Origin of the sequence: Streptomyces thermoalcalitolerans (assembly GCF_039525155.1) — a bacterium.
In the GTDB taxonomy this organism is placed as follows: Bacteria; Actinomycetota; Actinomycetes; order Streptomycetales; family Streptomycetaceae; genus Streptomyces; species Streptomyces thermovulgaris.
On the sequence record NZ_BAAAHG010000016.1, the window covers coordinates 61322 to 84407 of the forward strand.

General features: G+C 70.5%; 24 protein-coding genes. 5 read left to right on the forward strand and 19 right to left on the reverse strand.

Annotated features, from left to right (window positions below; genetic code table 11):
- Positions 1-8: 8 nt before the first annotated feature.
- The 14 genes from ABD224_RS12435 to ABD224_RS12500 all read right to left on the reverse strand — a co-directional run bounded on the left by ABD224_RS12435 (position 9) and on the right by ABD224_RS12500 (position 11662).
- Positions 9-635: an OmpA family protein gene (locus tag ABD224_RS12435; protein WP_344049534.1), complete on the reverse strand. Its 627-nt coding sequence runs from the start codon at positions 633-635 to the stop codon at positions 9-11.
- 6 nt (positions 636-641) lie between these two features.
- The gene (locus tag ABD224_RS12440; RefSeq protein WP_344049535.1) at positions 642-1229 is read right to left on the reverse strand and encodes a hypothetical protein; all 588 of its coding nucleotides are present in this window, start codon (positions 1227-1229) and stop codon (positions 642-644) included.
- Positions 1230-1263: 34 nt separating this feature from the next.
- On the reverse strand, positions 1264-1863 hold the full coding sequence (locus ABD224_RS12445; protein WP_344049536.1) for a pilus assembly protein TadG-related protein: 600 nt from the start codon (positions 1861-1863) through the stop codon (positions 1264-1266).
- Complete coding sequence (locus ABD224_RS12450) at positions 1860-2093, reverse strand: Flp family type IVb pilin (protein ID WP_344049537.1); 234 nt, start codon at positions 2091-2093, stop codon at positions 1860-1862. Before ABD224_RS12450 ends, ABD224_RS12445 begins: the two co-directional genes overlap by 4 nt.
- A 148-nt stretch (positions 2094-2241) precedes the next feature.
- Entirely contained in the window at positions 2242-3075 is an 834-nt protein-coding gene (locus ABD224_RS12455; RefSeq protein WP_344049538.1) for a response regulator, read from the reverse strand.
- A 38-nt stretch (positions 3076-3113) separates the two neighbouring features.
- Entirely contained in the window at positions 3114-4529 is a 1416-nt protein-coding gene (locus ABD224_RS12460; RefSeq protein WP_425580964.1) for a sensor histidine kinase, read from the reverse strand.
- A 15-nt stretch (positions 4530-4544) separates the two neighbouring features.
- Entirely contained in the window at positions 4545-5432 is an 888-nt protein-coding gene (locus tag ABD224_RS12465; protein WP_344049539.1) for a DUF5936 domain-containing protein, read from the reverse strand.
- 42 nt (positions 5433-5474) lie between these two features.
- Complete coding sequence (locus tag ABD224_RS12470; RefSeq protein ID WP_344049540.1) at positions 5475-6416, reverse strand: type II secretion system F family protein; 942 nt, start codon at positions 6414-6416, stop codon at positions 5475-5477.
- Positions 6407-7783 carry a TadA family conjugal transfer-associated ATPase gene (locus ABD224_RS12475; RefSeq protein WP_344049541.1) on the reverse strand — a complete coding sequence of 459 codons (1377 nt, stop codon included), beginning with the start codon at positions 7781-7783 and terminating at the stop codon, positions 6407-6409. The genes ABD224_RS12470 and ABD224_RS12475 overlap by 10 nt, the downstream gene beginning before the upstream one ends.
- A gap of 100 nt (positions 7784-7883) precedes the next feature.
- Complete coding sequence (locus ABD224_RS12480; RefSeq protein ID WP_344049542.1) at positions 7884-8369, reverse strand: TadE family protein; 486 nt, start codon at positions 8367-8369, stop codon at positions 7884-7886.
- Position 8370: 1 nt separating this feature from the next.
- Positions 8371-8799, reverse strand: coding sequence for a TadE/TadG family type IV pilus assembly protein (locus tag ABD224_RS12485; RefSeq protein ID WP_425580965.1), 429 nt, complete (start codon positions 8797-8799; stop codon positions 8371-8373).
- On the reverse strand, positions 8796-10055 hold the full coding sequence (locus ABD224_RS12490) for a CpaE/TadZ family protein (protein ID WP_344049543.1): 1260 nt from the start codon (positions 10053-10055) through the stop codon (positions 8796-8798). The genes ABD224_RS12485 and ABD224_RS12490 overlap by 4 nt, the downstream gene beginning before the upstream one ends.
- 13 nt (positions 10056-10068) lie before the next feature.
- Entirely contained in the window at positions 10069-10776 is a 708-nt protein-coding gene (gene cpaB / locus ABD224_RS12495; RefSeq protein ID WP_344049544.1) for a Flp pilus assembly protein CpaB, read from the reverse strand.
- A 70-nt stretch (positions 10777-10846) separates the two neighbouring features.
- Positions 10847-11662: a hypothetical protein gene (locus ABD224_RS12500; RefSeq protein WP_344049586.1), complete on the reverse strand. Its 816-nt coding sequence runs from the start codon at positions 11660-11662 to the stop codon at positions 10847-10849.
- A gap of 555 nt (positions 11663-12217) precedes the next feature.
- Here ABD224_RS12500 and ABD224_RS12505 point away from each other — a divergent pair.
- Both ABD224_RS12505 and ABD224_RS12510 read left to right on the forward strand, forming a co-directional pair.
- Positions 12218-13909, forward strand: a complete 1692-nt coding sequence (locus ABD224_RS12505) for a chitinase (protein WP_344049545.1) — start codon at positions 12218-12220, stop codon at positions 13907-13909.
- 113 nt (positions 13910-14022) lie between these two features.
- Positions 14023-14298 carry a hypothetical protein gene (locus ABD224_RS12510; protein WP_344049546.1) on the forward strand — a complete coding sequence of 92 codons (276 nt, stop codon included), beginning with the start codon at positions 14023-14025 and terminating at the stop codon, positions 14296-14298.
- 179 nt (positions 14299-14477) lie between these two features.
- Here the strand turns inward: ABD224_RS12510 and ABD224_RS12515 are convergent, their stop codons facing one another.
- From ABD224_RS12515 to ABD224_RS12530, 4 genes are all read right to left on the reverse strand, one after another.
- Positions 14478-15116 (reverse strand): hypothetical protein, encoded by a 639-nt coding sequence (locus tag ABD224_RS12515; protein WP_344049547.1) that lies wholly within the window; start codon positions 15114-15116, stop codon positions 14478-14480.
- Positions 15117-15191: 75 nt separating this feature from the next.
- Positions 15192-15620: a RidA family protein gene (locus ABD224_RS12520; protein WP_344049548.1), complete on the reverse strand. Its 429-nt coding sequence runs from the start codon at positions 15618-15620 to the stop codon at positions 15192-15194.
- Positions 15617-16378, reverse strand: coding sequence for an IclR family transcriptional regulator (locus ABD224_RS12525; RefSeq protein WP_344049549.1), 762 nt, complete (start codon positions 16376-16378; stop codon positions 15617-15619). The genes ABD224_RS12520 and ABD224_RS12525 overlap by 4 nt, the downstream gene beginning before the upstream one ends.
- Positions 16375-17451, reverse strand: a complete 1077-nt coding sequence (locus ABD224_RS12530) for a sugar kinase (protein ID WP_344049587.1) — start codon at positions 17449-17451, stop codon at positions 16375-16377. Before ABD224_RS12530 ends, ABD224_RS12525 begins: the two co-directional genes overlap by 4 nt.
- Before the next feature lie 163 nt (positions 17452-17614).
- Here ABD224_RS12530 and ABD224_RS12535 point away from each other — a divergent pair, with 163 nt between their 5' ends.
- Both ABD224_RS12535 and ABD224_RS12540 read left to right on the forward strand, forming a co-directional pair.
- Positions 17615-18910 carry an amino acid deaminase gene (locus tag ABD224_RS12535; protein ID WP_425580966.1) on the forward strand — a complete coding sequence of 432 codons (1296 nt, stop codon included), beginning with the start codon at positions 17615-17617 and terminating at the stop codon, positions 18908-18910.
- Positions 18911-18959: 49 nt separating this feature from the next.
- The gene (locus ABD224_RS12540; RefSeq protein WP_344049551.1) at positions 18960-20603 is read left to right on the forward strand and encodes an N-acyl-D-amino-acid deacylase family protein; all 1644 of its coding nucleotides are present in this window, start codon (positions 18960-18962) and stop codon (positions 20601-20603) included.
- 61 nt (positions 20604-20664) lie between these two features.
- Here the strand turns inward: ABD224_RS12540 and ABD224_RS12545 are convergent, their stop codons facing one another.
- Entirely contained in the window at positions 20665-21585 is a 921-nt protein-coding gene (locus tag ABD224_RS12545) for a S1 family peptidase (protein WP_344049552.1), read from the reverse strand.
- A 219-nt stretch (positions 21586-21804) separates the two neighbouring features.
- On the opposite strand from ABD224_RS12545, the gene ABD224_RS12550 reads away from it, so the two are divergent.
- Positions 21805-23016, forward strand: a complete 1212-nt coding sequence (locus ABD224_RS12550) for a pyridoxal phosphate-dependent aminotransferase (RefSeq protein ID WP_344049554.1) — start codon at positions 21805-21807, stop codon at positions 23014-23016.
- Positions 23017-23086 lie beyond the last annotated feature (70 nt).

The window sequence follows — 23086 nt, forward strand, 5'->3', positions numbered from 1 at the left end:
GGCGCCCGTCAGCTTCCCGTGCGCGGAAACGTCACCTCCACTCGGCGGTTCTTCCTGCGGCCTTCCTCCGTGGAGTTGTCCGCGATGGGGTACTGCTCGGCGTACCCCCGTACGTCGAAGGTGATGTTCGGGTCGTTCAGCTTCTGGGCGAGGGCGCCCTGGACGGCGTTGGCACGCCGTTTGGACAGGACCACGCCGTGTTCATGGCTGCCCAGGTTGTCCGTGAAGCCGAAGACACGGACCTGGGTCGGCTTGTACTTCTTGATCTCCTCCGCGATCGCGTCGACACGGGCCTTCGCCTGGTCGCTCAGCTTCGCACTGTCCTTGCCGAACAGCACCTCTGCCTGGAGGGCGAACGTCACGTCCGCGTTGGTGTCCTCACGGCGCTCCTCGCCGCCCTGTTCCTCGACCACCGACTTGATGTCGAGCACCTTGGGCGCGGCGAGGGTCGCTCCCTCGGGCAGCTTGAGGTCCGGGTCGGTCGGATCGATCTCCACGGGAGCGGAGGCAGAGGGTTCGGTGCCGGGGGGCACGCTGGGGCCGTCGTCGGCATGGGCTGCTGCGGCGCCGTAGAGGTTGGCGGCGACCATGAGGGCAGCGGTTGTAAGAGTCAGGGTGAGACGGGTGTGGTTCATGGGGCCTCACCCGGAGATCTTGATGGTGCCGCTGGAGAAGGTCGGCAGTTGCAGGGTAACTTCAGTGACGTTCGTGGGCGGGGAGGGGAACTGCATGAAGACGGGGATGGTCTGACCTGACTGGATTGTTGTGAGCCCGATGGTCGTCAGCGGCCGCCCGTCGGTGTCACGCAGTACGTAGTAGCGTTTTCTGCCCTTGGGATCCACAAGCGTGGCTCCACCAAGCGACGTACCGTGCTTCAGGATTTCAGTCTCGTCACCGCGCAGTTCGGCGGGAATGACGAGGGACTCGGACCCATCGTTCTTGAAGTTTCCGTTCACGGTGACGAACCCGCCGGCCTCTCGGACAGCTGAGGTGATTTGGAGAAGCAGACCATCCGGCCCCTTGAGCTCGGCCAAGGGTGTCTGCGGCTGGTCTTCTTGAGCACTCGGGCCGGATCCGGTGGCCTTGGAGGAGGATGCTGTTGCGTTTGGCCTCTTGGCATCCCCATCACCATCACCACCACCACAACCGGCCAGACCGAGAGCCAGCCCGGATGCAACGGACACCACAACCAGCCCCCTGCGGATTTTGGCGGTGAACCGAATACTCATCGCTCTGCTTCCTTCATCACTCTTCATTCGCTTGTCAGTCGGCCAGGTGTACGTCAAAAAGGTCCTGGGGTTCTGGCAAATTGGTGAGATCATCCGGGTTCAAATCCCAGTCCCTGTCCTTGCATCTCAGCTGCGGCAGCACCTTGTCATCCTCATCCGCATCAGGAAGCTCGAACGTGCAGAGAGGCTCGATGACAGCCGTGGCGGACGCCTTCGATCGCTTGTGCTCGGTGACGGGAACGACAGAACTTCCCATGGTCTTACGGGTCTGCACATGCACTGTGTAACGAAGCCTCATGGGCTGCGGATCGCACCTGTTCAAGTTGGCATCGTTGGCCGCCGCAAGTTGCGAGGCACGTACACAGCCGTCGAACGCCACCCCGTCACCATTGAAGACACCTTGCCACTTGGTTGGATCGAGTACGTTCTTCACCCACTCGTCCGTAAGTTTTTCTCGGGTGTCCTGAGCCGCTGCCAGTGCCGCCGCATCAGCCGCTGTCTGGGCACCGTTTCGGTTCACCGCAGCCTGGCCGACCGCGAAGTAAGCGAACGCAAGAAAGAGCAGGCCCGCCACCACCGTGATGTAGATGGGGAAGGCCTGCCCTGCGTCGCTGTACCGACGAGGCTGCGTCAATTGCCGATCTTGTTGATCAGCCCGGTGATCTTGTTGAGAATCGTCGAGCCGATACTCGTCCCCGTGATCGCCAGTACGATCGCCACCACCACCGCGATGATTCCCAGGTACTCGACCGCGGTCTGTCCTCTGTCGCCGGCGCGGCGGCGCATCGCAGCGGCCGTCGTGTTCTTCCAGCCGTTCACGCGGACCTTGGTCGCCACCGCGGTCTTCAGCATCAGGTCGCTCATGGTGTTCCCCTCCGGGTTTGGTCTCGGGCCCGCCTGCGATGTCGGCACCGTAGGCCGGAGCACCCGGTTCGCCGGAGGGTCCCGGGGCCCAAGTCCGGGCCCAAAGAGAGACACGGACGCGCTTCTTCCGAAACGTCCTCATCCCGCCTCACCCCATTCCCCGCGACGTACCCGGCGCCGTGCCCAGCCATTTGGCGGTGGCTTCGGCGCGGCTGGTGCTGTGGAGCTTGGCGAAGATGCGGTTGATGTGGTTCTTGACGGTCTTCTCGCTGATGAAACAGGTGGCGGCGATCTGCCGATTGGTCATGCCGGACGCGATGAGGTCCATGATCTCCGCCTCCCTGGTGCTGAGTTGGAACCTCGACCTGTCGACGGCGGCCGGACGGCCACCTGCCCATCCAGACGACAACTGTCGCACATCTGGTTGCAGTTGCGAAAGTTTTTCCGAAGAAGTGGCTGACTCAACGGCTGTTGGGGCATCCTGGGCGTGTGCAGTCGCACCCTCGGTCTGACGCAGCCGGGCCAGAAGGGCGCCTGCCGCCGTGGGGGTGAAGTGGGCTCTTCCTGCTGTGATGTCCCTTACCGCCGCGATCAGCTGGTCCGCCGTGAACTCGCCGTGGACCAGATAGCCGCTCGCGCCCCGGCGCAGGGCCTCCTGAACCGTTTCCGATTCCTGGCTGTAGGTCAGCATGACGACCGGGGCGATCCCGGCCAGGTGCGGCAGGGCCGAGAGGCCGTCCACGCCGGGCATGCGGACGTCGAGCAGGACGACGTCCGGACGGTGCCGCCGGGTAGCCTCCCAGGCGGCGCGGCCGTCCGCGGCCTCCGCGACCACCGTGATGTCCGGGTGGCCGGAGAGCAGGGCCGTCAGGCCGGCGCGGACCACGGGGTTGTCGTCGGCCACGACCACGCGGAGGGGGGTGGCGGGGGCGGGCTGCGGGAAGTCCTCGAAGGGATCGGGAGTCGTCCGGTCGTCCGGCACGGCGGCGGCCTCCTCTCGGGTCGTGGCGGGATGGGCGTTCATGAGGTCGGCACGGCTTTCAAGGGCAGTTCCACCCGGACCTCCGTGCCCCTAGCCCCCGTGCCGCTGCCTATGTGGATGCGGGCGCCCACCGCGGCCGCCCGCTCCGCCATCCCGACCAGGCCGAAGTGGCCCGCCCGGCGGAGGTCCTCCAGGCTCGTGCCGGGCGGCAGGCCGCGGCCGTCGTCGTGGACGCTGATGCGCAGCAGACCGTCATGGACGCCCGCGTGGACGTCGACGCGGGTGGGCGCCGCGTGGCGGTGGGCGTTCTCCATCGCCTCCGCGACGATGGTGAGGAGCTGGCGGGCCACGGAGGGCGGAATCGGCGGGATGCCTCTTCCGCCCGTCGGGTGGCAGGTGGCGGGCAGGCCCGTGCGGGCGGTGAAGTCACGGGTGCGGGCCGTCAGTTCCGCGAGGACGTCGGTGCCGTGCTCCGCGGTGCGCTGCGCACCGTGCTGCGCGTCGTGGTCCGGGGCGTGCTCGTGGCGCAGCTCCCTCAGCAGTTCGCGGGCCTCGGCGGCGGCCTGGCGGGCCGAGCGGGCGACCAGTTCCGCCTGCTGTTTCACCCGGGCCGGGTCCATGCGGTCGGCGCTCGCCGCGTCCGCCAGGCCGTCGGCGACCAGGGCCACGCCGTGCAGGGTCTTGGCCACCGAGTCGTGCATCTCCCGGGCCAGGCGGGCGCGTTCGGCGGCGACCGCCTCCGTGACGGCCAGACGGGCCTGGACCGCGGTCAGGGCCTGGGTGGCCTCGCTGAAGCGGAGGAGCAGATTGCGCAGGGTGACACCGGCCGCGCCCGCGATGACGCACAGGCCGGGGAACAGGGCCGACTGGGCCAGATCGGTGGAGAGCGCCCCCGAGGCGGCATGGACGAGGAGCAGGATCAGCACCTGGAGCGAGGCGAAGACACCCGCGCCTCTCCAGCCGTAGACGAGGCCGGCGAGGAGGGGGGTGCAGACGCTGACGTAGGCCAGGGTGCTGTTCGGGCCCGCCGCGATCAGGAGCAGGGCTCCGAAGAGGGTGTCCAGGGCCAGGAGGGTGGGGTGGCGCAGGAGGAGGGGGCCGAAGCGTTCCCAGTCCCTGAAAAGGACGTAGGACCCCATGAAGGTGACGACGACCGCCGCGCCGACCAGACGGGTGGCCAGGCCGGGGGCGGCGTTGAGGAGGGCGGCGGGGGCGGCGAGGGCGATCATCGCCAGTCGGAAGGCGAAGACGTGCCGGCACATCGCCTGCAAGGCGCTGATCTGTAATTTCTCGGGCGGCGGCGGCCCCTGGGGGGCTTTTTCTCCCTCTGCTCCCCCAGCCGTCGTCCCGACCGTCGTCCCGTCGGTCGTATCCGCGGTCTTCCCGGCCGTCGTCCCCGCGTGCGGCTGCCGTACGGCGGGCAGGGCATGGACCGGAAGGATCATGTCCGTCATGTCCGCGTCGCCCCCCTACTCGCCCGTGATCGAGCCGAAGTCCACACCCGAGCCGAGGAGCAGGCCCGCCGTGAGGAGGATCATCGTGGCCGGGACCATGAACGTGGTGATCATCATGGTGGCCTTGGGCACCGCGCGCGCGGCCTTGCGGCGGGCGTTCTGCGCGTCGGTGCGGCGCATGTCCTTGGCCAGGGCGATCAGGGTGTCGACGATCGGCGCGCCCAGTTCCTCGCCCTGCTGCAGTGCGGTCACGAACATCGCCACCTGCTCGGAGTCGTTGCGCCGCCGCAGCTCCGCGAAGGCCTGGCGGCGGCTCATGCCGAGGTCCATCTGACGGAGTGTGATGCGCAGCTCGTCCGCCCATGGCCCCTCGTACCTCGAGGCCACCCGGTCCAGTGCCTGACGGAAGCCCAGGCCCGCGCTCACCACGACCGCGAGCACGTCGAGGAAGTCCGGCAGCGTCCGCTCGATCTCGTCCCTGCGGATGCGGATCGCCGACCAGATGCCGACCTCGGTCCAGAACGCGCCGAAGGCGAGCAGCAGCAGGGTCATGAGGTACTGGCCGCGCAGCAGGAACACCAGACCGCCCACGCCGCCCAGGAAGCCGTAGACCGCGCGCCGGGCCGCGTAGCGGTCGATGGTCAGGCCGCCGGGGTTGCCCGCCAGGTCGATCTTGCGGCGGTACTTGGCCACCAGCTTGGGGCCCATCAGGCGCAGCACGGCGGGGGCGTAGCGCATACCGAGGCGGTCGACCAGCGAGTCCACGGCGCCGGTGCGCGTCGAGCCCACCTCCAGGGCCAGCTGGAGGTCGCTGGGCAGCCGGGCGTCCGCCCGGTACATGCGGATGCCGGCGAAGATGCCCCCGACGCTCAGGCCCATCACCAGTGCGAGCAGCAGTGCCATTCCCGCTCCTGCCTCCTTTCCGTTCCTTCCGTGGATCCGGGCCTAGACATCGATGCGGGACAGGCGACGGATGAGGACGAAGCCGACCGCGTACAGCGCGAAGGCGACGATCACCGCGGCCTGGCCGAGGGGGGAGCCCGTCATACGCTCCAGGGCGCCCGCCTTGACACCGTTCATCAGGAACAACGCGCCGACGCCCAGCACGGGTACGGCGTACGAGGTCATGGTGACCTGGGACAGCTGGGTGCGGATCTCGCGTCGGGTCTCCTTGCGTTCCTCCAGGGTCTCGGTGAGGTTGCGCAGGGCACCGACCAGCTGACCGCCCGCCCGGTTGGACAGGACCAGGGTGGTGACCAGGACCACCAGTTCACGGGACGGCAGGCGCTCCGCCAGCTCGCCCAGCGCGTCGTCCATCGACGCGCCCAGCGCCAGCTGGTCGGCCACCTTGTTCAGTTCCTCGCCGGCCGGGGCCTCCAGCTCCTCCGCCGCCATGCTGATCGCGGTGCGCAGGGCGAGGCCCGCCTGGGTGGCGTTGGCCAGGATGCGGGCCAGTTCGGGGAGCTGGTTGATGAACTTCTCGATGCGCTTCTGCCGCTGCCAGTTGAGGAACTGCACCGCCGCCCCGATCCCGAGCAGTCCGGCGAGCGGGCCGAAGAAGGGGGCCAGGGCGGCGTGGGCGAGCAGCCACAGGGCGGCCACCACGGTGAGCATGCCGACGAAGAACTCGCCCGGGGTGACGTCCAGGCCGGTCGCGGCCAGTTTCCGTTCCAGCCTGCGGCCCAGTCGTGTACGGCGCAGACGGCGGTCGAGCGTGGGGAAGCGGCGTCCGCGGCCGGCCGGGACGTGGCCGGTCTGCGAGAGACGGTCGACGAGGGCCGCCCGCTGGGCCCTGCCCAGGGCGTAGGTGTGCAGGCCCACGACGGCCAGGACGCAGGTCAGCAGCGTGGCACCGGTGGTGAAGGTGACGAGGGTGCTCAGCTCCATGGGGCGGTTCCTCCCTGTCTCCCGGCCTGTCCCCCGGCTTCTCGGGTGGCCAGCTGGTCTGCGGACCGGGCGACGCCGAAGGCCTGGGGGATCGGCTGGTTCGCCATGTAGAGGCGGTCGGCGGCACGGCGCGGCAGCGGATAGTGCTCGAAGACGCCGTGGACCCGGCCGTCGGGCGTCATGGGCTGTGCGGCGAAGCGGGCCACGGTGGTCAGCCGGTACGGCTCGCTGCCGTGGCTCTCGAGCAGGGCGATCTCGGTGACGCGGCGGGCGCCGTCGGCGAAGCGGGTGAGCTGGATGATCACGTCGACGGCGCTGTTGATCTGGTCGTGCAGGGCGACGAAGGGGACCTCCACGTCGGACATGGAGGCCAGGGTCTGCAGGCGCATCAGCGCGTCCTCGGCGCTGTTGGCGTGCACGGTGGCGAGGGAGCCGTCGTGGCCGGTGGACATCGCCTGGAGCATGTCCAGGGACTCGCCGCCGCGGACCTCGCCGACGACGATGCGGTCGGGGCGCATCCGCAGCGAGTTGCGCACCAGGTCGCGGATGGTGACGCGGCCGCGGCCCTCCACATTGGGCGGGCGGGCCTCCAGCCGGATCACATGGCTCTGCTGGAGCTGGAGTTCGGCGGAGTCCTCGATGGTGATGATGCGCTCGCCCTCGGGGATCAGGCCGGAGAGGGCGTTGAGCAGGGTCGTCTTGCCGGTGCCGGTGGCGCCGGAGACGATGATGTTGAACTTCGCCTGCACCAGACCGGCCAGCAGGAACAGCATGTGCTCGTCCAGCGAGCCGAAGTCGATCAGCTCCTGGAGGGTGAAGGAGCGCGGGAAGCGGCGGATGGTGAGGACGGGGCCGCTGAGGGAGAGCGGCGGGATGATCACGTTGACGCGCTCACCGGACGGCAGGCGGGCGTCGACCATCGGATTCGACTCGTCCACACGGCGGTTGACCGTGGAGACGATCCGCTCGATGGTCTGCATCAGCTGATCGGTGGAGGCGAAGCGGAGGGGGAGCTGTTCGACCCGGCCGCCGCGCTCGACGAAGATCGCGTCCGGACCGTTCACCATGATCTCCGTGATGGAGACGTCCTCGAGGAGCGGTTCGAGGATGCCCAGGCCCAGCGCCTCGTCGACCACGCGGCGGATCAGCTGCGCGCGCTCCGCGGTCGACAGCACCGGGCCCTCCCGGCTGATGATGTGTCCGAGCACCCGCTCCAGGCGCGCCCGGCGCTCGGCGGGAGCCAGCGAGCTCATCTCCGCGAGGTCGATCTCCTCCAGCAGCTTGGCCCGGTAGGAGGCGACCAGGTGGCCGTCCTCGCCCCGGTTTCCGTGCTCCTCGGAGGAGGTGATGCGTGCACGGAGGCTCATGGTGCGGTGCTCCTCGGTCCTCGGTGGTGGTCCTCGGTCGGTCGATCGGTCAGGGGGTCCTCGGCACGTCGGCGGTCCTCTGCGGGTCGGTGGTCCTCGGTCAGTGGTCGAGCGGCATGGTGGCGGTCTTGCGGGTGTCGCCGATCGGGTTCCAGAAGGGGATGACCGACGGGATGCGGACGGTGGCGGTCACGGTGACCGTGTCGCCGCCGCGGGCCTCGGCGCAGCTCGTACGGCCGCTCAGCGAGGCGGACACCGCTTCCCGGCAGCCCTGCTGGGCGCTCATGCCGAGCGAGGCGGCGCGTGCCCCCGCGCGGGCCGCCGTACCGGCCTGCTGGGCGGCGTGGGCGACGAGCCCGGTCTGGATGACGGCCAGGGCGACCAGCATCAGGATCGGGATGAACCCCAGGTACTCGATGGCGACCTGACCGCGGTCGACTCCGCGGCCGGACCTGCGGCCGAACCCAGGGCGACGGTCACGGTCGAGCCCGTGACCGGGATCGTGGCCGAGGTCGTGGCCGGCACCGGGCCGGTGGTCGTGGTGTCGTGCGCGGCGGTCGTACGGCATGTCAGTGCGTCGCGGCATGTCAGTGCGTCGCCTCCTCCACGGCTCCGGCGCGGCCCGTGACCGTGACGGGGAAGTCGATCACGCCCGGGAGGAGCACGGGCACACGGAGGGCGACCCGGGCCTTCACAAAGCCGCCGCCCGTCCCGCAGCTCACCTCCGCCCCGCTGCGCCACGCCTCCGACAGCTTGTCGAGCCCGGCCTGCCGGCAGGCGCCGGCCCGGCTGCCGGGGGACGCCGCCGTTGCCGCCCGCACCGCCTCGTCGGCGGCGTTCCCCGCGAGCGTGTACGTGTAGCCCAGCAGCACGCACTGCCACAGCAGCACCAGGGTGATGACGATCGTCGGTGTCATGCCGAGGAACTCGACGGCGACCTGCCCGCTGTCGGAGCGCAGCCGCCGCCGCAACGGCCGTAACCGCGCTCCCCCCGCCTCTGCTGCCCGTGTCCTCATCGCCTCGCCTCCCTGCGCCGCCGGAAACTCACCGACCCGCGGTCGCCGCCCCGCAGCCGGCCGCCGCCCCTCTGTGCGCCCACGGGCGCCTTGACGAGGCCGAGTTCGCCCGCGAGGCCCCACAGGGCCTGTTTGACCGTGCTCCTGTTGTCCAGTTCGTGGACACGGCCGGCGTCCACCGCGCTCTGGAGTTCCTTGAAGGCCGCGGGGATCACCGTTCCCGCCACCATGGTTTTGGTGATCTTCCGGATGAGCGGCGGCTGGATCTCGGTGCCCCGGGTGTGGCGGTTGACCACCACCGTGGTCTCCTCCGCCTTGCGGATCTGCAGCCGGTCCCACATCCGTACGGCCCTCTTGGCGCCCCGCACCGCGATCACGTCCGGGGTCGTCACCAGCAGGGCGAGGTCGGCCGTCTCCACGGCCGCCGCGCTCGCCCCGTTCATCTGGGCGCCGCAGTCCAGGACGACGATCTCGTAGCGGGAGCGCAGGGCGCTGACGATCTGGCGGGCCGCCCGGTCGGTGACCTCCTCGCCGCGTTCGCCCTCGCCGGGGGCGAGCAGCAGCGCGAGTCCGGTGTCGTGGCGGAAGACGGCGTCGGCCAGGACGCGCGGGGAGATGCCGGTGACGGCGGCGAGGTCGGCGACCGAGCGGCGGAACTGGACGTCCAGGTAGGAGGCGATGTCACCGGTCTGGAGGTCCATGTCGACCAGGGCCGTGCTGTGGCCGGAGGACTGGGCGGCGAGCGCGAGGTGGATCGCGGTGAGGGTGGCCCCCACCCCGCCCTTGGCCCCGCTCACCGTCACCACGCGCCCGCCGCCCCCGGTGAACAGGTCGCCGCCGTGGCCGAGATGGCGCCGTACGCCCGCCGCCCACTGGGCCACCGTCTGCACCCGGCCGGCCAGTTCCTCGTAGTTCAGCGGGAGCGACACCAGGCCGCGCGCGCCGGAGTCCATCGCGGCGGAGAACAGACCGGGGCTCGCGTCGGAGGTGACGAGGATGACGCCGACCGCCGGGAAGCGCAGGGCCACCTCACGGATCAGCTCCAGGGCCGGGACGGGGCCGATCCGCTCGTGCACCACCACGATCTCGGGCAGTTCGTCGACGGATTCGGCGGCCAGGTGCGTCAGGGTGTCGACGAGCTGGGTGGAGTCGGCGACCGGGGGAAGCGGCTCGGTGTCGGGGAGCTGGCTGAGCAGGGTGATGAGGGACCGGACCGCGTCCGCGTCGCCGACTGCCGGGAGAATCCTGGTGGGCATGCGTACGGGCCTCTCACTTGTCGTTCGCGAGTTCGTAGGTCCGGTCCTTGTCCGGGACGCCGGTGGTGGTGCCGGGTGCGACCAGTGCGAGCCGGACCCGCTGGGCGAACGACTCGGCGTAGGTGATGCGCTGGGCGTCGATGGTGGACAGCGCGAAGGTGATGGGGACGGCCTGGGTGGGCTGCTGGGTCCTGTTGCCGGCGTCGGGTTCGAGGGCGGTGATCCGGCCGACGTCCAGCACCTTGGCGTTGGTTACAATGATCTTGGACTGATCGGGATCACCCTCCCGCCGTCCAGCGAAGGTGGCGTACACGTTGACCGTGGAGCCCGGCGTGATCTTGCCGGCTACGCCGGTCGCCGCATCGATCATGATGGCGACCTCTTGCTGCCCCGGCTGCAGAGCGGGCTGATCCACGATCATGTCGCTCTGCAGCAGGGAGCCTTCGCGCAGGGTGGTCACCGCGATCTTGCCCCGGATCCGGGACAGATCGGTCACGGCGGTGGGTGACAGCCACCGCTTGGGCATCATGATCTTCTCGAACTGATCGGCCTTCAGCTCGGTGTACGGCGGTATGTCTCTCTTGAGCCGGTAGGCGGTGACCTCGGGGCCGACCTTGGACTTCACGTCATTGATGACGGAGAGCACGCCCGCGAACGCGCCGAGGGCGCAGAGGACGGACAGCAGCAGGAGTATGACGCCGCGGCGCTGACGGGAGTTCATGAACCGTGCAACCTCATGGGGGATATCGGTCGGCGGAGTCGGGCGGGGTCGAAGAGCGGTGGTTCAGGACTCACCCGAACCCGGTGGGCACCGGGCTCCCGTGGACGGGCGGGGTGGCGGAGCAGAAGACGCAGCGGTCTCCGATGACGTCGATGCCGCACCAGTGGCACACGCCGCGGCGCACCGAGGTGACGAGCTGGTAGAGCACCGACAGGTCGGGCAGATAGGTGCAGAACTCGATCAGCTTCCCGGTCCCCCACCAGGTGGCGGACTCGGCCGGGAGCAGGGCCTCGTGCAGTCCCTGCACGCGCCAGGCGGGGGCGAGAGCGGTGTTGATCCAGTCGGACTGGAGCCGGCCTCTGGCCACCAGCATCCAGGTGCCGAAGTCCGGTCCGGTCAGGGTGGCTCCGGGGTCGAGCCGTACGAGCTGCGGCTCGGGATGGGCGATGACGGCGAACTGGCTGCCCGGAACCCAGGACCTGGCGTGCGCCTTGAGACCGACGGGGACGTGGTCGAGGCGGGCGACGGAGCCCAGGACCGCGCCGGAGTGGATGTAGTGGGTGAGCAGCCGGGCGGCCGAGGCGAGCACGCCGGGGCCGAGGTCGCAGGAGGCGAGCTGGCGTAACTGGCGGGCCAGGACGGCGAGTCCGAGCGGGGGCAGGTCGGGCTGGAACAGGGCGATGCGGTCGCTCTCCAGCAGGGAGCGGATCGTGTGCAGACGGCGTGTGACCGCCTGGGGGACGGCACGCGAGTACACGACGACGACGTACCCGTGATGGTCGACCAGCGCCTGCATCCCGTCCAGCGTCTCCTCGAGCGGCCGGCGGTCCAGGTCCGGCAGGACGACGGCGGGCACGGTCCGTTCGTCCTGCGCGGGCAGCGCCATGTCGGCACTGGTCACGGCAATGGCAGTTGACACGCGCTGCTCCCCGTTTGACGCCTGTCGGTCCGCCGTCGTTCCCCCGGCGCACCGAAGTGACCTCACTGCGTGACTCTTCCAGCACTGTATCCACGCCACTACCGAGGGAGAACAACGATTTCGTAGCCGAACGCCAACTCTCGCAGCACAAGTCGCCTGAAAACGGGGCAGGTCGAGCGTCCCGCCGTGCTCGCGAAGCAAAGGGGAGCGCACTGGCGGCCGGCCCGCGCCCCCTGCTCGAGGACGACTCGGAGGGACCCGGAGGAGATTTGGTCTGGACCTATTGACAAGGAAAGTGGTCTGGACCAACTTGTACAACCAAGCGGCGGCCACCGTTTCTCCACCCCCCACTACTCCCCACTGCCCCCCACTACTCCTCTACTTCCCTCCTCTCCCTCCTTACCCCCATGTCCTTTTGACTCCTCTTCAGCTTCCCTTTTCTTCGCTTTCTCTCTTTTCTCCTCTCCCCCCATCTCTCCCCCTTCTTCCCCACAGGAGGCCTCAGTGGACCGCACACCAGGCATGCCCAGACCTCACAGGCAGCGGCTGCGTCTGTGGTCGGGAGCCGTCACCGCCGCCCTCGCCCTCTCCCTCGCCGTCACCGGCCAGGCCTCGGCGGCAGACGTCAACAACGCCAAGAACGCCGGCTTCGAGTCGGGCCTGAGCAACTGGACGTGCTCGGCCGACAGCGGTACGACCGTCTCCTCCCCCGTGCACAGCGGCTCCGCCGCGCTGAAGGCCACGCCGGCCGGACTGGACAACGCCAAGTGCACCCAGACGGTGGCGGTCCGGCCCAACTCGACGTACACCCTGAGCGCCTGGGTGCGAGGCGGCTACACCTACCTGGGCGCGACCGGCACGGGCACCACGGACGTGTCGACGTGGACACCGGACTCGGCGGACTGGAAGCAGCTGTCGACCACCTTCACCACCGGCCCCTCGACGACCTCGGTGACGGTGTATCTGCACGGCTGGTACGGGCAGGCGGCGTACTACGCCGACGACGTCTCGGTGTACGGCCCCGACGGGGGCGGCGGCGGTGACCCGTCCCCGACCGTCCCGGCGGCACCGAGCGGCCTCAGGGTGACCGGCGCGACCTCGTCGTCCGTCTCCCTGGCCTGGAACGCGGTCTCGGGCGCGACGGGCTACAGCGTCTACCGCAACGGCACCAAGGTCACGGCGGTGACCGGCACGACGGCGACCGTGACCGGGCTCGCGCCCTCCACCTCGTACTCCTTCCAGGTCACCGCGACCAACGCGGCGGGCGAGTCGGCACGGTCGGCGACCGTGACCGGCACCACCACGAGCGGCGGAAGCGGCGGTACGGGCCTGCCGAAGCACGTGGTGACCGGGTACTGGCAGAACTTCGACAACGGCGCGACCGTCCAGAGGATCTCGGACGTCCCGTCCCACTACGACATCATCGCGGTCGCCTTCGCCGACGCCACGAGCACCCCGGGCGCGGTCACCTTCAACCTCGACACCGCCGGTCTGCGGGGCTACACCGTCGACCAGTTCAAGGCGGACATCCGGGCCAAGCAGGCCGCCGGCAAGAAGGTCATCATCTCGGTGGGCGGCGAGAGGGGCACCGTCAGGGTCGACGACTCCGCCTCCGCGACACGCTTCGCCGACTCCGTGTACTCCCTGATGCAGACGTACGGCTTCGACGGCGTCGACATCGACCTGGAGAACGGCCTGAACGCCACCTACATGACCCAGGCCCTGCGCGCCCTGTCGGCCAAGGCGGGTCCGTCGCTGATCATCACGATGGCCCCGCAGACGATCGACATGCAGTCCACGTCGGCCGCCTACTTCCGGACCGCGCTGAACGTCAAGGACATCCTCACGGTCGTCAACACCCAGTACTACAACAGCGGTTCGATGCTGGGCTGTGACGGCAAGGTCTACAGCCAGGGCTCGGTCGACTTCCTCACCGCCCTGGCCTGCATCCAGCTGGAGAACGGCCTCGCCCCCTCCCAGGTCGGCCTGGGCGTCCCCGCCTCCACGAGGGGAGCGGGCAGCGGCTACGTCTCGCCCACGGTCGTGAACAACGCCCTGGACTGCCTGACGAAGCTCACCAACTGCGGCTCCTTCAAGCCGCCCCGGGCCTACCCGGACCTGCGCGGTGCCATGACCTGGTCCACCAACTGGGACGCCGCGGCCGGCAACGCCTGGTCGAACACGGTGGGCCCCCACGTGCACGCCCTGCCGTAGGACGGCTCCCCCCCCACGAAGAACGGGTGCCGCGCCCCGCGCGCGGCACCCGTCACTTCCAGGCTCCAAAGAGGGTTGTCGCCATCAGAACGCCATCACCTTAGGGAGCCACCGTGACCACCGCAGACACCGGGACAGCACCGCCGGAGCTCCCCCAACCGCTCCAGGCCCGCATCACCGTCTCAGGCGCCACAGCAGGCGTTCTGCGCGACCTCGCCGCCGTCGAGGGCCGAAACCCCGAAGCACTGGCCGTTGAATGGGCCACAGGAAAGCTCGTCATTCCGGACACCGCCGTGGGAGATGCCATCGACGACTGGGGACTCTTCGACGGGCCCCCGGACCTGGCCAGCCGTGTCCACGACTACTTGCGAGGCGGGCACGCCGCGTGAGCACACCCGTGCCCGTCACGGTCGCGGACACCGCCTCGGTTCCATCAGAGCCCTGCCGCCCATCTGCGGCGGCAAGGAAAGTGCGGGCCCGCCGGTCCTGTGACACCGACGGGCCTGCACAGCGGCGTGTTGGAGGCGTGGGCCGGACCCCGGCCTCTCGGGGTCCGGCACCGCCGAGGTCAGGAGTTGTCGGTGGGCGACTCGCTCGCGGCGTCCTTGTCCGCCTCGTCCGCCCTGCCGTCCTTATCGCCCTTGTCTTCCTTGTCTTCCTTGTCTTCCTCGCCCTTGTTCCCCTCGCCGTCCTCGAAGTACGCGTCCAGGACCGCGTCCAGCTGTTTCTCCCACTCGGCGAAACGCGACCTGGCCGGAGCGTCGATCTCGATCGGGTACCAACGCTGCTCGGGGGTGTGGACGGTGACGGTGAACCGTTTGCCGAAGCGGGAGGTCGCCGTCTCGACGGCGGCGATCTCGTCCCAGCGGAACTCGCACTGCTGGTCGTCGAGGGACAGGCGTACGCCCCTGTGGTCGGCGACGATACGGGCCCGGCGGTCGGCGGCCTCGAAGACGGGGCCGTCGACGGGCTGCTCCTCGGACTGCTCCTCCGCCCCGGGCTCCTCGGCGGACTCCTCGGCGGGCGCCGCGTCCTGCGAGGGCGTGTCCTCCGTCCCGGACGGCTTCTCGGCCTTCTGCTGCCGGTCGTTCTCCGGTTGCGCCGACCCGGGCGCGGTGAGGCCGGGGATGTAGGCCGGGTCGAACCCGGCGCCCGTCACGGGCTCGGCCTTCAGGGGCCGGCTGCTCGAACCTATGCGCTGCTCCACAGCGGGCAGTATGGTCGACAATCCCGCGTCGGACACAGCCAGCCCCCGGCTTCGCCGTGACAGGGCCCGGTCGGCTCAGCCGAGCACCGCCAGCGCGTCGATCTCGATGAGCAGGCCCGGGGGCAGACCGACGTAGACCGTGGTGCGGGCGGCGGGGGGCTGGGTGAGGCCCTGCTCCGCGAAGTAGGCGTCGTAGATCTCGTTCATCTCGGCGAAGTGGTCCACGTCCGTGAGGTAGACGCGGAGCATCATCACGTCGTCCCAGGTCGCGCCTCCCTCCTCCAGGACCGCCCGGACATTGGCGAGGGTCTGGAGGGTCTGCTCGCGCAGGGTGGGACCGGCGAGCACGGGCGGCTTGCCCTCCTCGGCGGGCAGGAAGCCGACCTGGCCGGCGACCTGGAGGATGTTGCCCTTCCGCACCCCGTGGGAGAACTTCGCGGGCGGGGTGGTGTGGGTCTTCGGAGTGAGCGCGATCTTGGGCGTCGTGGAGGCCTTGTCCGTCATGCCGGGTCCTTCGCTGGTGTTCTGCCGGAGAATTCGTCGCTGATGGCGTCCGCGGTACGGCGCACCATCGGGAGCAGGGCGAGGAGTTCGTCGGCGGTGACCACGACGTTCGGCGCGGAGACCGACATCGCGGCGACCACCCGGCCGTCGGCGCCCCGGACGGGCGCGGCCACGCAGTTGATGGACTCCTCGTGGCCGCCGAAGTCGGTGGCCCAGCCCTGTTCGCGCACCGTCGCCAGCTCCTTGAGGTAGGCGGCGGCGTTCGGTGTCGAACGGGCCGTGTACATCGGGTAGTCGAGCTTCTCCGCGACCGCGCGCCGCTCGGCCTCGGGCAGATCGGCGAGCAGCAGTTTGGCCACGGCGGCGACGGTGACGGCGACCGGCTTTCCTATGCGGGAGTACATGCGCACCGGGTAGCGGCTCTCCACCTTGTCGATGTAGAGCACCTCGCTGTCCTCGCGCACCGCGAGGTGGACCGTGTGCCCGCACTGTTCGTTGAGGCGTACGAGGTGGGGGTGGGCGATCTCCCGGACGTCGAGGTTCTCCATCGCCTCCTGGGCGAGGGCGAAGAGCCGGGCGCCGAGGCGGTAGCGCTGGTCGGACTGACGGTAGACCAGGCCGTGCTCGTGCAGGGTGCGCAGCAGCCGCAGGGCGGTGGACTTGTGCACCCCGAGGCGGCCGGCGACCCGTCCGAGGTCGGCGGGGCCCTCGGCGAGCAGCGGCAGGATGCTCAGCGCGCGGTCGACGGTCTGGCTCATGGCGTACGGACCTCCTCGTCGTCCCCGGCCGCGGCTCGTGTCGTCCAGCCGGGGCCGAGGCGCAGTCTTCCCCATGCCGCCTCGTCCAGGGCGGCAAGGCGGTCGGCGTGGTCGCGGGCGGGAGGTACGGCGAGATCGCCGGGGACGGTGAGCGCGGCGGCGGCCATCAGATGGCCGTGGCGGAGCCGGTCGCGCAGGGGCAGTCCGCGCAGGGTGGCGGAGAGGAACCCGGCGGCGAAGGCGTCACCGGCGCCGACGTGGGCGACGACGTCCACCCGGGGCGCCGGGACGAACGTCACCGTGCCGGCGCCGCCGGTGCTCCTGTCGTACGCGGTCGCTCCGTCCGCGCCCTGTTTGACGACCACGGTCCGCGGCTCGGGCAGCGCGTCCCGGATGGCGTGGGCGCCGTGCAGGCCCCAGGCCGCGCGCGCCTCGTCGGCCCCGACGAACACGATGTCCGCTCCGCGCGCCAGCTCCAGCAGCACCCGCGCGTCGCCCCCGCCGCGCCACAGCGGGGGCCGGTGGTTGACGTCGAAGGAGACGAGCGGGCGGCCGGGGCGGGGCGCGAGGAGGTGGCGCACGAGGTCCCGGCACGTCGGGGAGAGGGCGGCCGTGATGCCGGTCAGGTGCAGAACGCGCCCGGAGTACGGCACGGCCTCGCCGACGGTGCCGACGCTCATCGCGGAGGCCGCCGAACCGGCGCGGTGGTACACCACCTCGTGGGCGTCGGTGGCCCGGTCGCCGGCCGTGCGGAAGTAGAGGCCGGTCGGGCGGTCGGGGTCGCGTCGTACGGCCGTCACGTCGACGCCGTACGCCCCGATCGCCTCCACCAGGTGATCGCCGAAGCCGTCCGTGCCGACCCGGCTCACCCAGCGCGCCGTGTGCCCGGCGGCGGCGAGCGTGCAGGCCACGTTGGACTCGGCGCCGCCGATGCTCCGCTCGAAGGACGGCGCGTCGGCGAGGCGGCCCGGGCGGGAGGGCAGGAACGCGACCATGGACTCGCCGAGCGTCACGACGTCCACCGGGTCGATGCCCGCTCCGTCGTCCGCCACGTCGTCCGCCCCCTCGTCCACCACGTCGTCCGTCGCGTCGTCCGCCCCGTCGCCGCCCTTGCGGGGTCCGCCGGTGGTCACGATGCTCGTGGCTCCTGGGTCGTTCGGGTCGCGGGCTCTTCATTGACCCTGTCCGGCCGGGATGTTAGACAGCGGTGAGCGACATGCGCAATGAGCGTTGCAGATGACGCAACACAGGCGATCGGGAGGTTCCGTGGGCACCGAGGCACTCGCCCGTCTGGCCGAGGAACGCGTCGACCACCGCTTCAAGGGCCTCCCGCCGGACGCCCACGGCCTGACCCTGGGCGAGCTGGCCGCCCAGCGCCGCAACCTCTTCACCGACGGCTTCACCACCCCCGTGCTCGCCCTGTCCGCCGAGCGCCTGGAGCACAACCTGAGGCTGATGGAGGCGTACACGGCCCGCCACGGTCTCGCCTTCGCCCCGCACGGCAAGACCTCCATGGCCCCGCAGCTCTTCCACCGGCAGATCGAGCACGGCGCCTGGGGAATCACCCTCGCCGTGCCCCACCAGGTGTGGGTGGCGCGGGCGTTCGGCATCGAGCGGATCTTCCTGGCCAATGAGCTGGTGGACCCGGCCGCCCTGCGCCGGCTCGCCGCCGAGCTGGCCGCCGACCCGGCTTTCCGCTTCGTCTGCTGTGTCGACTCCGTGCGCGGAGTGGAGCTGATGGACGCGGCCCTGAGGGGAACCGCGTGCCCGGTGGACGTGGTCGTCGAGCTGGGTGCCGGGCAGGGCGCGCGGACCGGGGCGCGCACGGAGGCCGAGTGCGCGGCGGTGGCCGACGCGGTGGCGGCCACCAAGACCCTGCGGCTCGTCGGGGTCGCCGGGTACGAGGGCGAGGTCCCGCAGGCAAACCCGGAACGGGTGCGCGCGTGGCTGCGCCGGCTCGTCGCGCTCGCCGTGGACCTCGATGCGGCCGGGCGGTTCGCACGGGCCGGGGAGATCGTGGTGAGCGCGGGCGGCAGCGCCTGGTTCGACGTGGTGGCCGAGGTGTTCGCGGAGATCCCCGAACTCTCCCTCCCGGTCCTGAAGTTGCTGCGCTCGGGGGCGTATGTCTCGCACGACGACGGCCACTACCGCGAGCTCACGCCGTTCCGGCGCGTCCCGGCGGAAGGCGCCCTGGAGGCCGCCTTCCGGCTGTGGGCGCAGATCGTCTCCCGGCCCTCCCCCGAGCAGGCCTTCGCCAACGCGGGCAAGCGGGACGCGGCGTACGACCTGCATCTGCCCTTCGCCCAGGTGGTGCGCCGGGACGGTGTCGAGCGCCCGGCGACGGACGTCCGGGTCACCGGCCTGTCCGACCAGCACACCTGGCTGAGCACCGGGCCCGCGGCGGATGTGGAGGTCGGCGACTGGATCGGGCTGGGGCTGTCCCATCCGTGCACAGTCTTCGACAAGTGGCCGCTGATCGTGGTGGCGGAGGCGGACGGCACGGTGGTCGACTGCATCCGTACGTTTTTCTGAGAGTTTCCGAGAGCCCGCCTCGGAAGGCTCTCGGGACAGGAGGTGCCCCATGGATCCCGTCGACTTCGCCGACTTCGCCGATCTCGTCCTCCGGGACGCGGAGGTCGTCGACGGCACCGGTGCTCCCTCCTACCGCGCCGATGTGGCGGTCAAGGACGGCCGGATCGTCTCGATCGTCAAGGAGGCCGCGGCGGCGGGCTGCCAACGCCCGCGGGCCAGGCGGGAGATGGATGTGGAGGGCCTGGTCCTGGCCCCGGGTTTCATCGACATGCACGCCCACAGCGACCTGGCCCTGCTGCGCGACCCCGACCACAGCGCGAAGGTCGCCCAGGGCGTCACACTCGAGGTCATCGGGCAGGACGGGCTGTCGTACGCGCCGGTCGACGACCGCACCCTGGAGGAGGTCCGCCGGGCGATCACCGGCTGGAACGGGCCCGGCGACGACATCGACGTCGACTGGCGCTCGGTGGGCGAGTACCTGGACCGGCTGGACCACGGCTTCGACGGCCGGGGCATCGCGGTGAACGCCGCGTATCTGATCCCGCAGGGCACGGTCCGCGCGCTCGTGGTGGGCTGGGAGGACCGCGAGGCCACGCCCGAGGAGCTGGACCGGATGCGGCAGGTGGTCGCCGAGGGCATGGAGCAGGGCGCCGTCGGCATGTCGTCGGGGCTCACCTACACGCCCGGGATGTACGCCAGTGACGCCGAACTGACCGAGCTGTGCCGGGTGGTGGCCGCCCACGGCGGCTACTGGTGCCCGCACCACCGCAGTTACGGGGCCGGGGCGCTTCAGGCGTACGAGGAGGTGGTGACCCTCGCACGCACGGCGGGCTGCCCGCTGCACCTGGCGCACGCCACCTTGAACTTCGCCCCCAACAAGGGCCGCGCGCCCGAGCTGCTGGCGCTGCTGGACGACGCGCTCGCCGCCGGCGCCGACATCACCCTCGACACCTATCCCTACACCCCCGGCTGCACCACCCTGGCCGCGCTGCTGCCGAGCTGGGCGGGCGAGGGCGGCCCGGACGCCCTCCTCGCCCGGCTCGCCGACGAGACCGTCGCCGAGCGGATCCGCCACGACCTGGAGGTGACCGGCTCCGACGGCTGCCACGGTGTGCCGGTGGAGTGGGACACGGTCGAGATCTCCGGTGTCACCGACCCCGCACTGGCCGAGTACGTCGGCCGCACGGTACGCGAGTGCGCGGACCGGCGCGGCGAGGCCCCGTGGACCACGGCCCGCCGGCTGCTGGTCGAGGACCGGCTCGGCACGACGGTCCTCCAGCACGTCGGCCACGAGGAGAACGTGCGGGAGATCATGCGCCACCGCGTCCACACCGGGGGCTCCGACGGCGTCCTGCAGGGCGCCCGGCCGCATCCGCGGGCCTACGGCACCTTCCCGCGGTATCTCGGCCGGTACGTACGGGAGCTGGGCGTGCTGTCGCTGGAGGAGTGCGTCGCGCATCTGACCGGGCGGCCGGCGGCCCGGCTGCGGCTGCCGGACCGGGGAGTGGTCCGCGAGGGGTACCGGGCCGACCTGGTCCTGTTCGACCCGGCCACCGTCGCGCCGGGTGCGACCTTCGAGCAGCCGCGCGCGCTGCCGACGGGGATCCCCTACGTCCTGATCGACGGCCGGTTCGTGATCGAGGACGGGCGGCGCACGGACGTCCTGGCGGGACGGGCGGTCCGCCGGGCCTGAACGCGACCACCCGTCCCCCGTAGTAACCCGTAGTAACCCGTAGTAACCCGTAGTAAATGGACTACGGCTTGGGCAGGGTGCAGCCGCTCCGGTTCAGGTCCAGCCTGTTGCCGGCGGCGAAGCAGGCGGGGATCTGGTGGGTCTGCTGGGCGTAGTTGATGCCCCGGCGGACGGTGACGGTGCCGTCCGCGTCGACCTCGCAGGGGTTGTTCACGGTGCAGCGGGCGCCGTCCTCGTTGCCGGTGTTGTTGACGGCGACGACCCTGCCGGTGGCGGCGTCGACGACGGGCGAGCCCGACGTACCGCCGATCGTGTCACAGGCGGGGGTGTAGCGGACGGAGTCCTTCCAGGTCCAGCCGCCCTCCTTCAGGCGGTGGGCGAAGCCGTCGATGGCGCAGCTGTAGATCCGCTTCCAGTACCCCGAGACCACCTTGATGGCGGTGCCGGCGGCCGGGCGGGTGTCGTCCAGGGTCAGCGCGTCGATGCCGTAGGAGCTCTTGATCCGGGCGTAGGTGCTGGTGAGCCGGTAGAGCGCGGCGTCCGTGTCGGTCATGGTGGCGTACACGATCCGGTCCGCCCGAAGCGTCGCGACACGGGTGCCGGCCGAGTCGAGCAGGCCGAAGGTGCGGCTGGAGGACCGGTCGACGAGGACCTGGCCGGGTGCCGGGAAGCCGGTCTCCAGGCAGTGTCCGTTGGTGAGCACGAGCGCCGGGTCGCCGTCCGCGGAACCGGGGAGACGGACGACCGAACCGGAGCAGTTGCTCAGGGCCACGGTGCCGGCGAAGTCGACGGCCGCGGGGACGGCACCGGCGGCCTGCCGGGCGGGGAGTGCGCCGGCTTCTTTGCGTGCGTCTTTCTGCGCGTCTTTCTGCGCGAGGGCCGTGCTGCCGGACGCGGGCGCGGCGGGTGTGGCGACCGCGGGTGCCGCACCGGCCCCGGCGGTCACCAGGGCGAGCAGCGCGGCGACGAGAGGCTTTCTCATGTGGGGTCCCCTCTGACGACGGGAGCGGCCGGAAGACTTCCGGCCGCCCACTTTCTTGTCATGAACATTGTCAGTGCAGAGGGGTGGGGGAACAAGGGCGCGTCACCGGGTCACAGGGCCCTCCCGCCCGCCGCCACGGCGGCGCACATCGACACGCGGATGTCTCACGTGGCGGAAAACACGCGCCATGGGGCGTTACCCAGTCGTAAGCTCCCTGACATGCAGCTGATCCAGTCGACCAAGCTCGCCAACGTCTGTTACGAGATCCGGGGCCCGGTGCTCGAGGAGGCGATGCGGCTGGAGGCTGCCGGTCACCGCATCCTCAAGCTGAACACGGGCAACCCGGCCGCATTCGGCTTCGAGTGCCCGCCCGAGATCCTGGAGGACATCCTCCGCAACGTCGCCACGGCCCACGGCTACGGCGACGCCAAGGGGCTGCTGGCCGCACGGCGCGCGGTCGTCATGCACAACCAGACCCTCGGCATCGAGACGGACGTCGAGCATGTCTTCATCGGCAACGGCGTCTCCGAGCTGATCGTGATGGCGATGCAGGCGCTGCTGGACGACGGCGACGAGGTCCTCGTGCCGGCGCCGGACTACCCGCTGTGGACCGCCGCCGTCTCCCTGGCCGGGGGCACGGCCGTCCACTACCGCTGCGACGAGCAGTCCGACTGGATGCCGGACCTCGCCGACGTGGAGCGCAAGGTCACCGACCGCACCAAGGCGATCGTGATCATCAACCCCAACAACCCCACCGGCGCGGTGTACGACCGCGCCGTGGTCAAGGGGCTGACCGACATCGCCCGCCGGCACAACCTGCTGGTCTGCTCCGACGAGATCTACGACAAGATCCTCTACGACGGCGCCACGCACACCCCGACCGCGAAGGTCGCCCCGGACCTGCTGACCCTCACCTTCAACGGCATGTCCAAGGCGTACCGGGTGGCCGGCTACCGGGTCGGCTGGATGTCGATCTCCGGGCCGCGCGCGCACGCCGACTCCTACATCGAGGGCCTGACGGTCCTGGCGAACATGCGCCTGTGCGCGAACATGCCGGGGCAGCACGGTGTGGTCGCCGCGCTCAGCGGACGGCAGTCCATCAACGACCTGGTACTGCCGGGCGGGCGGCTGAAGGAGCAGATGGACACCGCCTACGAGCTGCTCACCCAGATCCCGGGCGTGACCTGCGTACGCCCGAAGGGGGCGCTGTACCTCTTCCCGCGCCTGGACCCCGCGGTCTTCAAGATCAGGGACGACCGGCAGATGGTGCTGGACCTGCTGCGCCGTGAGAAGATCATGGTCGTCCAGGGCACCGGCTTCAACTGGCCCGAGCCGGACCACTTCCGGATCGTCACCCTGCCCACGGTCGACGATCTGCGCGACGCCGTGCGGCGGATCGGGAACTTCCTGGAGAGCTACAGTCAGTTCTGACGCTTCCGGCGCTCACTTTCGGTGCGCACCCGGACCACTTCTGCGAACGAGCTCAACTTTAGACAAGATC